Below are 11,578 nucleotides of genomic sequence, written 5' to 3'. Positions count from 1 at the left end.
TGCCGCAACGGATGGAAGCCTCAGTGGGACAACGAGTTTTCCTGACGGAACATACGACTCAATCGTTTTGGACTCCAGCGGTCAGGAGATCTATTCAGGTTCTGTCAATGTTAGTAGTGGAAGTTTCACCATTAATGATTCCGACATTACGAGTGGTGAAACTTACACGGTAATAATTATTGACCCAAGTGAAGATAATGCTAGCAACTCCCTTACAATTGCAAACGGCGCAGAACTTGTAATTCCAAGCTCGGGAGAGCCAAGGTTCTATGAGGCTGACAATCCAACAAATTTTGTTCAGGCTGAATACAACTCTCCTCGATACACCACAGCTGTTCAGGTCTATGATTCTCTTGGAAACGCGTACACGGTGTACTACGAATTCATAAGACTTGGGAACACAACTATAGGAACAGACCAATTCAAGAACGCGTGGATCTGGAGGGCATACACGGCAAGTGGAGAGCCGGTAGATCTCATCGATGAAAGTGATAACGATAATTATAATGGAAACAAGTACATAGCAGGTCTTATAGAATTCGACGAATCCGGAAGACCTGTTCAGTACAGAGGATTGTACTACGATTCCGGTTCTTCTTCTTACGCCCTCAGTACCGAAGAGCTCAGAACGATCCAGTTCGACACGGGTCAAAATGGTGACGGTGAGGTTAGGATAACGGCAGATTTTTCTGGCATTACCCAGTTCTCTGGCGATAGCACGGTCAATATCCCATGGCAGGATGGAAACCCCATGGGAGTTCTGGAATCGTTCGCCATAAATGAGCAGGGAGAGATCATAGGCACCTTCAGCAACGGGCTCACAGACGTTCTGGGACAGATTGCCCTCGCGGTGTTCAACAATCCAGCAGGTTTGATGGAAGTGGGAAATTCCCTGTACGCTGTATCCTCCAACAGCGGTGTTCCTAAAATAGGAGCACCTGGAAGCGGTGGAAGGGGTACTCTGATTCCCGGGGCTCTTGAGATGTCCAACGTAGATCTTGCAGAGGAGTTCACCAAGATGATCGTTGCCCAGAGAGGTTTCCAGGCAAACGCTAGAGTTATCACCACGGCGGATCAGATTTTGAACGAACTTGTGAACATCAAGAGATGATGAGAGATGATCAGACTCACAAGAATCGATGGCAGGTGGTTCTTTCTGAACGCTGACCTCATAGAGACCGTTGAAGCACTGCCCGACACGACGATCACGCTCCTGAACGGTAGAAAATACATCGTGAAAGAATCCGTGGAAGAGGTGGTCCAGAGGGTGATAGAATACAAAAGAAAGATATTCAACTGGTGGAGAGAGCAAGGCAGGTGATCCCATGGACCTTGCAACCCTGATAGGTCTGGTGCTTGTGATAGCCGCCCTTTTCATAGGAATCGCGACAGGTGGAGGGGATTTTGCCGCCTTCATAAATATACCTTCGTTATTCATAACCGTTGTTGGATCCTTAGCGGCTACGATGGTGGCTCATCCAAAGGACAAAGCCTTTAAGCTCATAAACATCATGCTCTCCACGTTGAAGGAGCCAAAAATAGATCACACCTCGCTCATACAGACGATGGTTTCCTTCTCGGAAAAAGCACGAAGAGAGGGACTTCTCTCGCTGGAAGAGAATCTGGAAAACATCGAAGACCCATTCATGAAAAAGGCTCTTCAACTCGTGGTCGATGGAACGGATCCCGATCTTCTGAAGAACATGATGGAAACGGAGCTGGAGCTTTTTGAAGAAGAGCTGGATGGAGAGAGAGCGGTTCTGGAATCCGCCGGTGCGTACGCTCCAGCGTTCGGTATGATCGGAACGTTGATAGGACTCATCCAGATGCTCAAATCATTGAACAACCCAGAGACACTGGGTCCGTCCATGGCAGTGGCTCTCATAACAACACTCTACGGTGCCATTCTGGCGAATGGGGTTTTTCTTCCCATGGCGGAAAAGATCAGAAAGAGAAGGGACCTCCTCGTACTGGAAAAGAGGATGATACTGGAAGCGGTCCTCTCGATTCAGGCGGGAGAAAACCCGAGAATACTGGAGGAGAAGTTGAAGTCCTTCTTGTCCGAAAAAGAGAAGAGGGCCTATGAAGCTGCCTCCCAGGAGGCTGCTGCGTGATGGCAAAGAAACGGGAGGAACAGAGAGGCTCACCCCAGTGGATGACAACTTATTCGGACATGGTGACTCTCTTGCTCACGTTCTTTGTGGCTCTGATTTCAATGTCCACCATCAGTCCTGGTAAGTTCCAGCAGGTAGCGGTGGGTCTCAGAATCGCTCTCAGTGGGCGGCCACCGAGCGTGCTAATGGGTGGAAGGAGTATAAATGAAGAACCTCTGATCACCTCGAAAAGAGGGATCTATCAAGAACTCATGAAACTTTCTGAGGAGTACAAAGGAAAGATCACGGTCGAAGAAAGAGACGAGGGAACTCTCATAGTCCTGAAGGACATGGTCTTCTTCGAGACGGGTAGCGCCAGACTCACAGCCGCGGCCAAAGAGCTCCTCGCCAAAGTGGGACAGATAGTTATAGAACACACCACAAACGTGCTGGAAATTTTCGGTTACACAGACGATAGACCTGTCCTCCCAAACTCGATTTACGTCTCCAACTGGCATCTTTCGAGCGCAAGAGCAGCGAGCGTGGTGAACTTCTTTCTAACAGAACTGAAGGAAAAGAGAATGATCGAAAGGGCTGCCGATATAAAACTGGGACGGTTCAACATAGACTTTTTCTACAATCCCGATAGATTCTACCCGATAGGTCTTGGGGACAGGGAGATAAAGAAAAAAATAAAAGACCTTGAGAACGAGATAAACGCAGAGAAAACCCTGCTCAACGAAAAGCTCAGAAACGGTGAGATCTCTCGCTCTGAGTGGGAGGTAAAGATGAAAGAGCTGGAAGAAAGATATCAACAAGAACTGGAAAGGTTGAGAAGGGAGTTCAGGAGGATAGACATCCTCATAAAGAGAGAGAAGGTGTGAGGTGAGAAGATGGCCGAAGAAGAAAGAAGAGAAGAGGAACAACCCAGGCGTCGGGGAATTTCGTCGTTGATCATGAGCATCGTGATACCCTTCATTGTATCACTTGCCGTGTACTTTCTGCTTCCCATGTTTCTTGGGACAAATCAGGGTGGACAAGGTGAGGGCACACTGTCGACGCCGGTTGAGATAAAGGCGATTCTCATTCAGTCAGGTGAGAACAAGACATTTCTCTTGAAGGGCGGAAGGGATGTTGTTGTGATAGACTCCCTTTCCTTCACCGTTGGCAGTGATGCCTGCAGGGCAGCCATAGCGGAAAAGGAAGACGAGATCATGGATGTCCTCATGATGATCTTTCTGAGCAAAGAGAAGAGCGAACTGAGCACGGTTCCCGGGCTTGAGCTTCTAAAACGACAGATAAGGGAAGCGGTTAACACCATCACCGGTTTCGTCGGTGATAGGGAAAAATATGGTGTTCTGAATGTTTATCTTTATATAAAGGCCTTTGCGACCACCGAGTGAGGTGGGAACGTGTCCGATGTTCTCAGTCAGGAAGAGATAAACCAGCTGATCGAAGCGTTGATGAAAGGGGAGCTGAAAGAAGAGGACATTCTTTCAAAGGAAGAAGAAAAGGAGGCCAAGCCTTACGATTTCAGAAGACCGAGCAAGTTTTCCAAAGAGCAACTGAGAACGTTTCAAATGATCCATGAGAACTTCGGAAGATCACTCTCAACATACCTTTCGGGAAGGTTGAGAACGTTCGTCGATGTGGAAATCAGCATCGACCAGCTCACTTACGAAGAGTTCATAAGGTCGGTGATGATTCCATCCTTCATCGTCATCTTCACAGGAGACGTCTTCGAGGGCAGTGCTATATTCGAGATGAGACTCGATCTTTTCTACACCATACTGGATATCATTATGGGAGGTCCCGGAGACAACCCTCCTAACAGGACTCCCACGGACATCGAAACCTCCATAATGAGGAGAGAAGTAACCAACATTCTGACGTTACTTGCTCAGGCCTGGAGTGACTTTCAGTACTTCATACCTTCCATCGAGAACGTCGAGACGAACCCGCAGTTCGTTCAAATCATACCTCCAAACGAAATTGTCCTCCTCGTGACAGCCTCTGTTTCCTGGGGAGAGTTCACAAGTTTCATCAACGTGTGCTGGCCTTTCTCTCTCCTGGAACCTTTCCTGGAGAAACTTTCCAATCGATTCTGGATGATGGGTAGAAAGCCAGAGAGGATAGAAGAAAGAGTCGAGGAGCTCAAGATGGCTTCTCAGAATGTGCCTTTAACGGTACAGGCGGTGATCGGGGAAGCTTGTCTGACTCTAAGGGAAGTATTGAATCTTCAGGAAGGCGACGTGATAAGACTCAACACTCACTACAGGGACGAGATAAGGATCGACGTGGAGGGAAGGCCCAAGTTCAAAGGAATTCCCGGGAAGTTCAAAGGGAAGTACGCTGTGAGAATCACTGGTGAATACACCAATGGAGGTGAAGGGAAATGACGGAGAATGAATTCCTCTCTCAGGAGGAAATAGACAAACTGCTCAGCGGCGAAGCGGAAGGAGTGCTCACACCGGAAGAAAAAGACATGATCGGCGAGATTGGCAACATTGCCATGGGAAACGCCGCAACGACGCTCTCGATGATTCTGGGAAGGGATGTTCATATCACTGTCCCAACAGTCCGGGAAGAAAAATTGAAGGACATCAAGAGCGACTTCAAGGGTGAAAAAGTTGTTGTGAGCGTGGAATACACGGAGGGGTTAAAAGGGTTGAACGTTCTGGTTCTGGAGAGGGGACTGGTCGCCACGATCGCCGATCTCATGATGGGTGGAAGTGGAGAAGTGGAGAGTGAAGAGCTCGATGAGATCAAGCTCAGCGCCATAGGTGAGGCCATGAACCAGATGATGGGAAGTGCCGCCACCTCCCTTTCGGAGCTTTTGGGGATAACCGTGAGCATCTCTCCACCGAAGGTAGAAGTCCTGAACTTCGACGATCCCAACACGAAGTTTCCACCGGTTGTGGACGATCTGGAAAAGGACGTTGCCATCGTGGAGTTCGAGATCGAGATAGAAGGTCTTCCAAAGTCCATATTTTACCAGGTGATCGGAGCGGATCTCGTCAAGAAAATGTACGAGTACTTCACCAAAGCCCATGAAGAGGAAACCGAAGAGAAGAAGGAGGAAAAGAAGGAAGAGAAAGAAGAGAAAAAGGTGAAAGTCGAGCCGGTGGAATTTTCGGAGTTGAAACCGTCCGGTACAACTAAAACGGAAATTCCTCGGGACAAACTCGAGATGCTGCTCGATATTCCCCTGAAGGTGACTGTGGAACTCGGAAGGACAAGGATGACCTTAAAGCGTGTTCTGGAGATGATACCGGGCTCCATTATAGAGCTCGACAAACTCACCGGTGAACCGGTGGACATTCTCGTCAACGGAAAACTCATAGCCCGTGGAGAGGTTGTTGTGATAGACGAGAACTTTGGTGTGAGGGTAACGGAAATTGTGAGTCCAAAGGAAAGACTGGAGTTGCTCAACGAATGATGTTCTCCAGGCCCCACTCTAAAAGTTCGGGATGTTCACGCGAGAGGAAATTTGGGTCTCTCAGAAGTTCTGAGTGAGGAATGCTTCCTTTTTTGAGACGGAGAATTTTCGCGATGTAGTCTTTCATCTCTCTCACATCCTGAAGTGTTCCCACCCTTCCATGCCCTGGCACGTAGTAGTATGCACCTGCCCTTTCCATTTCTTCCAGTGCCTCGATCCATGTTGACAGATCACTGTCTGCAACCATCTCGGCATGGATTCCCGTGGTGAGGAGATCTCCGCACACGATAACTCTCTCGTTCCTCAAGATGAAAATGGAAGAGTCCGGTGTGTGTCCACCAAGGTTGACAGCTTCCACGGTGATATCTCCGAATTTGTAGGACTCTCTGCCCTCGAACGTCTCCGTCGGGAGTTTCATGGATACTTTCACACCGATTCTTTCCATGAACTCTTCGTCCACTTTGCTCAAGGACTCTTTAGTCAGTGAATGGGCTATTATCCTGTCGAAAACTTCGTTTCCAAAGGTGTGATCTGGATGGTAGTGAGTGTTGAAAACGGCGATGATTTCTTTCTTTAGCACCTCCAGCGCGAATTCTTTGATCTTTCTTGCCTTCTCTGGAAAGAGGGTCGTGTCGAAGAGAACACACACTCTCTTTCCGCACACGAGGACGCTGTTCGAAGATACTCCCGTTCCTATCACGAAAACACTGTCTGAAAGATTCGTTATCATCCTTTCACCTCGTGTAGTATAATTCTCCAAGAGTATTCTTCTACAGAATGAGGTGGTTTTCCTTGGCTACTGCCTTTCTGTGGGGGTATTACGGCTTTGGTAACTTCGGAGACGAACTCATGTTCAGGGCGTGTGTGGATCTTTTGAAAGAAATGGATTTTGGAACCATATACACGCCCCTTCCAAAGGGAAAAAAATCGATGGGAGTGACGTCTGTGGACAGATTCTCCCCGAAACTGTTTTCTTTTTTGAAGAGATCGCAGATCTCGATGGCCGGCGGAGGAGGATTACTCCAGGACGTGACAAGCTTTCGAAGCATTCTCTACTATTACTACCTGTCCAAGGCGTCGCTTCTCATGAAAAAGCCCCTTATTTTCTTTGGAAACAGCATAGGCCCCGTGAGGAGGGACGTTTCAAAGAGGCTCGTTCACGACGTGGTGACACACAGGAACGCGATCTTCATAGCAAGAGAACCAGTTTCTTACAGGTACGTCAAAGCGATGGGTGGAAATGCGTGGTTGGGGACAGATCCTTCGATACTCTATCTCATGAACGATGAAACAGAAGAAAGGAAAGAGAAGAAGGCCGTTTTCTTTTTGAAAAAACCCATAGACATATCTCATGTACTGAGGAGCCTGAGAGACCATGGAATAGACGATTTTGTTCTTTCAAGCGCTTTTTCAAAGGATTGCCAGCATCTTCCCCCTCTTAGAGCAGGCGGAGACGTGCTTGAAGAGATAAAGAGTTCATCGATCGTCATCACCGAAAGGTTCCATCCGGCACTCGTTGCCGCTTACTTTGAAATTCCCTTCGTCATTGTCGATTGTCAGAAGGCAAGAAGGTTTTTCAGAAGGTACACAAAGGAAGATTTCTTTTTCTCAAAAAGGAATCCGCTGGAGATATCGTTGAAGGCATCCGTTGCTTTGAAGAAGAAACTGAATCTGAGGGAGAGACTGAGGAAAGACGCCGTGGAAATGAAAGAGTTCTTGAAAGATACGCTGGGGAGATGGTAGTCTATGAGGATGGTCGTACCAACGTTGAGCAACATCCTTACGGGGTTCCTCGCTGTTCTCATCGTTGCGATGCCAAGGGAGTATGTGAAAGGGATTATGGCTTACAAACTCGGTGATCCTACCCCGAAACAGGCAGGGAGATTGTCTTTGAATCCCTTTGTTCATCTGGATCCGGTGGGGACGATTTCTTTCATTCTGTTCGAGTTCGGATGGTCCAGGCCAGTTCCTGTTCGCTACTGGAAGCTAAAGAACAAGAAGAAAGACCTTCTGAAGATATCCATCCTCGGCCCTCTGACGAGTTTTCTGCTGTTTTTTCTTTGTGGATTCACAGCCTCGAAATTGCCTAGAGAGAGTTTCTGGTGGTTTCTAATGGTGAAAGCCGCCAAATACAATCTCACCTACGCTCTGTTTTCACTCTTTCCAATACCACCTCTCGATGGAAGCAGAATTCTAGCTTCGCTCCTTCCCGACAGGTACATGGAATGGCTGATAAAATACGAAGTGTACGGGATACTGTTCATGCTAGCTCTTTTGGTTCTCTGGATCATACCGCTCGTTATGAATCCGTTTGTGACGTTCATAGACAACCTTGTTCAGATGATTGTGAGGTGATTTGTTTGAAGATCGTTCTGAGGTATCCTGTTTCTCTGAACGTTATAAGACGCCTGACGAGTGGAGACGTGGTTCACTACATTGGAAAGATAGTAGTTGTGGACAAAGATACTGTTGATATCATTGAAAAGTACGAAAGATCAGAAGGAATAAAGCTCTACGATTTGACAGGAGAGATAGTGGCTGTGGGAAGGTTCAAGAAGAACAAATTCTTCTTTCAGGAGATCACTGAGGAAATACTGGAGAAGCTTTTTCTCATGGGTGTAAATGGAGTAATCCTGAACAAGAAACTCACTTTTTCCGTTACGAAAAGATTTTCCAGGGTTCTCTTCGAACTCCTCGAGGAGATGAAGGGAAGTAGAAAAATGGTCTACAAAACTCCGGATGGTAAGAAACTAGAGGAGCTGGAAGTGGAGGGGTTGACCCTTCGAGTAATTCAGGACTCTTCCGGCAAGATCTACACAAAGGTTTAAATGCCCAGTTCTCTTTTGAAACGCTCGTACGTTTCAAGAATCTTTTTTGCGTACGCTTTCCTGCTGTTTCCACCGTTGTAATACTCGAGCGCCAGCCTGAGATCTTTGAACTTGTTGTACAGGTACTTCAAATAGTGGGCACCGTACTTTATGTTCAAACGGTAGTTCCAGATGAGCTCTGTCCAGCCTGATTCTGGGGGTTCCAGGTTGTAGACGTTTGCCACCATCCTAGCTGTCTCTTTTTTAATCTGCATCATCCCCAGCTCTCCATACAATCCTATCACGTTTCTGAAATCGCTCTCCACATCTATGACCGAGACGAGGAGGATCGGGTCAATGTTGGTTTCACGTGCCACTTCGTTTATCGTTCGCCACAGATCTTCAAGGAATTCTTCGTCGCTCTTCAGTTTGTAGGACGATCTTCTCGATTTGACCAGATCCTTGAACCACTCTTTCACGATGATGGTGTTTATCTCCCGGAAGGAGATATTCTTCTTGGTTGGAATGGTGCTCAGAAAGACAGGTGTCAGGACGAGCACCAGGACCAGTATAGTTATTTTTTTCACGATCTTCCTCCTCTGTTCAATCACTTTTAAAATCCCCTCTGGTATAATAGTGCTGGATACAGTTTGATTATACTACACGAGGTGATTTCATGGAGGTTCTCTACAGGAAGTACAGACCAAAGACTTTTTCGGAAGTAGTGAATCAAGACCACGTGAAGAAGGCGATAATCGGGGCGATACAGAAAGACAGTGTTGCCCATGGATACATATTTGCCGGACCCAGGGGAACGGGGAAGACGACACTCGCAAGGATCCTGGCAAAATCCCTGAACTGTGAGGACAGAAAAGGAGTTGAGCCGTGCAACAGGTGCAGGTCGTGTAGAGAGATCGACGAAGGTACGTTCATGGACGTCGTAGAACTCGATGCGGCATCGAACAGGGGGATAGACGAAATCAGAAGGATCAGGGATGCTGTGGGCTACAGGCCGATGGAGGGAAAGTACAAGGTCTACATAATAGACGAAGTGCACATGCTCACCAAAGAAGCTTTCAACGCTCTTTTGAAAACGCTCGAGGAACCTCCTTCACACGTTGTGTTCGTCCTTGCGACCACCAACTTAGAAAAGGTGCCGCCGACGATAATCTCCAGGTGTCAGGTTTTCGAGTTCAGGAACATTCCAGACGAACTCATAGAGAAGAGGCTCCAGGAAGTTGCCAGGGCCGAAGGTATAGACATCGACGAGGAGGCATTGAGGTTCATAGCGAGGAGGGCAGCCGGGGGGATGAGAGACGCCCTCACCATGCTGGAGCAGGTCTGGAAGTTCTCAGAGGGAAGGATCGATCTGGAGACGGTTCACAGAGCCCTTGGATTGATCCCGATCCAGGTGGTGAGAGACTACGTGAACGCCATTCTATCGAGGGATGTGAAGAAGGTTTTCACCGTCCTGGACGATGTTTACTACGGTGGTAAGGATTACGAAGTCCTCATCCAGGAAGCTGTTGAAGATCTGGTAGACGATTTGGAAAGGGAAAAAAGGGTCTACAGTGTCTCACCGTCTGACATCGTTCAGGTCTCGAGACAACTTCTTAACCTTCTTCGGGAGATAAAATTTGCTGAAGAAAAACACCTTGTGTGTCGAGTGGGATCTGCTTACATAGCCACAAGGTTTGCCAGTGAAAAGGCACCGGAGAAAACGAGTACGAATAATACTCAGGAGAGTGCGACAAAAGAGGAGAGAAAAAAAGACAGTGAGTTCGAAGAACGTTTCAAGGAACTGATGGAGGAGCTGAAAGAAAAGGGAGATCTCTCTGTGTTCGTCGCACTCAGTCTTTCTGAGGTGAGCTTCGAGGAAGGAAAGGTCGTTGTAACGTTCGATTCTTCCAAATCAATGCACTATGAGCTCATGAAAAAGAAACTTTCCGAACTGGAGAATCTCTTTTCGAAGAAACTGGGAAGAAAAGTCGAGGTAGAGCTTCGGCTGATGGGAAAAGAGGAGACAATAGAGAAGGTTTCTCAGAAGATTCTGAAGCTCTTCGAACAGGAGGGATAGTTTGAAAAGGATCAAGAGTTTCGGTGGAAAGAGCCTGGGTGGGGGAAAGCAAGAAAAAATCCTCAAAGATTTCATGAAGATGCAGGAAGAACTACAGAAGAAGATGCAAGAGCTGGAAGAGAGTTTTTCCGAGATGGAAGTGGAGACTTCCGTTGGTGGAGGAGCCGTCAGAATTGTGGCGACGTGCGATCGCAGGGTGAAGGAGGTAGAGATCGACGAAGATCTGAAGGAAGATTTCGAAACGTTGAAAGATCTTCTCGTGGCTGGTATGAACGAGATCATAGAGAAGATTGAAAAGCGCCGGGAGGAGGAGATGAGCAAAATCACCCAACAGTTTGGAATACCAGGATTAATGTGAGAAGGAGGGAAAGAGCATGGCAAGAGTGGCTATTAACGGTTTCGGTAGAATCGGAAGACTGGTCTACAGGATCATCTATGAAAGGAAGAACCCCGACATCGAAGTGGTGGCCATCAACGATTTGACAGACACCAGAACTCTTGCACACCTCCTCAAGTACGATTCTGTTCACAAGAAGTTCCCTGGGAAAGTCGAATACACCGATACCTCTCTGATCATTGATGGAGAGGAGATCAAAGTGTTCGCAGAGCCTGATCCTTCCAAGCTTCCGTGGAAGGATCTCGGGGTCGACTTCGTGATCGAATCCACGGGTGTGTTCAGAAACAGGGAAAAGGCAGAGCTTCACCTTCAGGCTGGTGCGAAAAAGGTCATAATCACAGCTCCTGCTAAGGGAGAGGACATCACGGTCGTTATCGGCTGTAACGAAGATCAGTTGAAACCCGAACACACCATCATTTCCTGTGCATCCTGTACGACGAACTCCATCGCACCCATCGTGAAGGTACTCCACGAGAAGTTCGGAATCGTTAGCGGTATGCTCACAACTGTTCATTCCTACACGAACGATCAGAGAGTGCTCGATCTACCGCACAAAGATCTGAGAAGGGCCAGAGCTGCTGCGGTGAACATCATTCCCACTACCACCGGTGCGGCAAAGGCAGTAGCGCTTGTCGTTCCCGAAGTGAAAGGCAAACTCGACGGTATGGCCATCAGGGTACCGACTCCCGATGGATCCATCACAGACCTCACCGTTCTCGTTGAGAAGGAAACCACAGCAGAAGAAGTGAACGCTGTTATGAAAGA

15 protein-coding genes are annotated in these 11,578 nt (G+C 47.8%); 13 read left to right on the top strand and 2 right to left on the bottom strand.

What is annotated here, in order from left to right; genetic code table 11:
• From J7K79_RS00195 to fliY, 7 genes are all read left to right on the top strand, one after another.
• The coding region (locus tag J7K79_RS00195; RefSeq protein WP_296903849.1) for a flagellar hook-basal body complex protein at positions 1-1,111 on the top strand (1,111 nt) is incomplete at its 5' end.
• A gap of 6 nt (positions 1,112-1,117) precedes the next feature.
• Positions 1,118-1,321 carry a flagellar FlbD family protein gene (locus tag J7K79_RS00190; RefSeq protein WP_296903847.1) on the top strand — a complete coding sequence of 68 codons (204 nt, stop codon included), beginning with the start codon at positions 1,118-1,120 and terminating at the stop codon, positions 1,319-1,321.
• Between the two features lie 4 nt (positions 1,322-1,325).
• The gene (locus J7K79_RS00185) at positions 1,326-2,114 is read left to right on the top strand and encodes a motility protein A (RefSeq protein WP_296903845.1); all 789 of its coding nucleotides are present in this window, start codon (positions 1,326-1,328) and stop codon (positions 2,112-2,114) included.
• Positions 2,114-2,977 (top strand): flagellar motor protein MotB, encoded by an 864-nt coding sequence (locus J7K79_RS00180; protein WP_296903843.1) that lies wholly within the window; start codon positions 2,114-2,116, stop codon positions 2,975-2,977. Before J7K79_RS00185 ends, J7K79_RS00180 begins: the two co-directional genes overlap by 1 nt.
• Positions 2,978-2,986: 9 nt before the next feature.
• The gene (locus J7K79_RS00175) at positions 2,987-3,496 is read left to right on the top strand and encodes a flagellar basal body-associated protein FliL (RefSeq protein WP_296903841.1); all 510 of its coding nucleotides are present in this window, start codon (positions 2,987-2,989) and stop codon (positions 3,494-3,496) included.
• Positions 3,497-3,505: 9 nt separating this feature from the next.
• The gene (gene fliM, locus J7K79_RS00170) at positions 3,506-4,492 is read left to right on the top strand and encodes a flagellar motor switch protein FliM (RefSeq protein WP_296903839.1); all 987 of its coding nucleotides are present in this window, start codon (positions 3,506-3,508) and stop codon (positions 4,490-4,492) included.
• Complete coding sequence (fliY, locus tag J7K79_RS00165; RefSeq protein WP_296903837.1) at positions 4,489-5,532, top strand: flagellar motor switch phosphatase FliY; 1,044 nt, start codon at positions 4,489-4,491, stop codon at positions 5,530-5,532. The genes fliM and fliY overlap by 4 nt, the downstream gene beginning before the upstream one ends.
• Here the strand turns inward: fliY and J7K79_RS00160 are convergent.
• The gene (locus J7K79_RS00160; RefSeq protein ID WP_296903835.1) at positions 5,522-6,262 is read right to left on the bottom strand and encodes an MBL fold metallo-hydrolase; all 741 of its coding nucleotides are present in this window, start codon (positions 6,260-6,262) and stop codon (positions 5,522-5,524) included. The two genes, fliY and J7K79_RS00160, sit on opposite strands and share 11 nt — an antisense overlap.
• A 62-nt stretch (positions 6,263-6,324) precedes the next feature.
• Here J7K79_RS00160 and csaB point away from each other — a divergent pair, with 62 nt between their 5' ends.
• Genes csaB through J7K79_RS00145 form a run of 3 tightly spaced genes read left to right on the top strand, consistent with a single transcriptional unit; the run spans position 6,325 to position 8,360 of the window.
• Positions 6,325-7,275 carry a polysaccharide pyruvyl transferase CsaB gene (gene csaB, locus J7K79_RS00155; RefSeq protein WP_296903833.1) on the top strand — a complete coding sequence of 317 codons (951 nt, stop codon included), beginning with the start codon at positions 6,325-6,327 and terminating at the stop codon, positions 7,273-7,275.
• A gap of 3 nt (positions 7,276-7,278) precedes the next feature.
• Positions 7,279-7,887, top strand: coding sequence for a site-2 protease family protein (locus tag J7K79_RS00150; RefSeq protein WP_296903831.1), 609 nt, complete (start codon positions 7,279-7,281; stop codon positions 7,885-7,887).
• Positions 7,884-8,360, top strand: a complete 477-nt coding sequence (locus J7K79_RS00145) for a tartrate dehydratase (protein WP_296903829.1) — start codon at positions 7,884-7,886, stop codon at positions 8,358-8,360. Before J7K79_RS00150 ends, J7K79_RS00145 begins: the two co-directional genes overlap by 4 nt.
• Here the strand turns inward: J7K79_RS00145 and J7K79_RS00140 are convergent.
• Positions 8,357-8,926, bottom strand: a complete 570-nt coding sequence (locus J7K79_RS00140; protein WP_296903827.1) for a transglycosylase SLT domain-containing protein — start codon at positions 8,924-8,926, stop codon at positions 8,357-8,359. The two genes, J7K79_RS00145 and J7K79_RS00140, sit on opposite strands and share 4 nt — an antisense overlap.
• 89 nt (positions 8,927-9,015) lie before the next feature.
• On the opposite strand from J7K79_RS00140, the gene dnaX reads away from it, so the two are divergent.
• The 3 genes from dnaX to gap all read left to right on the top strand — a co-directional run.
• The gene (gene dnaX / locus J7K79_RS00135; RefSeq protein WP_296903825.1) at positions 9,016-10,416 is read left to right on the top strand and encodes a DNA polymerase III subunit gamma/tau; all 1,401 of its coding nucleotides are present in this window, start codon (positions 9,016-9,018) and stop codon (positions 10,414-10,416) included.
• Position 10,417: 1 nt separating this feature from the next.
• Positions 10,418-10,774 (top strand): YbaB/EbfC family nucleoid-associated protein, encoded by a 357-nt coding sequence (locus tag J7K79_RS00130; RefSeq protein WP_296903822.1) that lies wholly within the window; start codon positions 10,418-10,420, stop codon positions 10,772-10,774.
• A gap of 16 nt (positions 10,775-10,790) precedes the next feature.
• Positions 10,791-11,578: type I glyceraldehyde-3-phosphate dehydrogenase (gap, locus tag J7K79_RS00125; RefSeq protein ID WP_296903820.1), on the top strand; the 788-nt coding region annotated here is incomplete at its 3' end.

Source organism: Thermotoga sp. (assembly GCF_021162145.1).
In the GTDB taxonomy this organism is placed as follows: Bacteria; Thermotogota; Thermotogae; order Thermotogales; family Thermotogaceae; genus Thermotoga.
This window is presented reverse-complemented; position numbering and strand designations above follow the sequence as displayed.

What these genes read in the sequence shown, in the direction of transcription:
- J7K79_RS00175 (WP_296903841.1), top strand. Translation starts at nt 2,987, where the DNA reads ATGGCCGAAGAAGAAAGAAGAGAAGAGGAACAACCCAGGCGTCGGGGA.
- J7K79_RS00160 (WP_296903835.1), bottom strand. Translation starts at nt 6,262, where the DNA reads ATGATAACGAATCTTTCAGACAGTGTTTTCGTGATAGGAACGGGAGTA.
- fliY (WP_296903837.1), top strand. Translation starts at nt 4,489, where the DNA reads ATGACGGAGAATGAATTCCTCTCTCAGGAGGAAATAGACAAACTGCTC.
- J7K79_RS00185 (WP_296903845.1), top strand. Translation starts at nt 1,326, where the DNA reads ATGGACCTTGCAACCCTGATAGGTCTGGTGCTTGTGATAGCCGCCCTT.
- J7K79_RS00180 (WP_296903843.1), top strand. Translation starts at nt 2,114, where the DNA reads ATGGCAAAGAAACGGGAGGAACAGAGAGGCTCACCCCAGTGGATGACA.
- J7K79_RS00190 (WP_296903847.1), top strand. Translation starts at nt 1,118, where the DNA reads ATGATCAGACTCACAAGAATCGATGGCAGGTGGTTCTTTCTGAACGCT.
- dnaX (WP_296903825.1), top strand. Translation starts at nt 9,016, where the DNA reads ATGGAGGTTCTCTACAGGAAGTACAGACCAAAGACTTTTTCGGAAGTA.
- J7K79_RS00150 (WP_296903831.1), top strand. Translation starts at nt 7,279, where the DNA reads ATGAGGATGGTCGTACCAACGTTGAGCAACATCCTTACGGGGTTCCTC.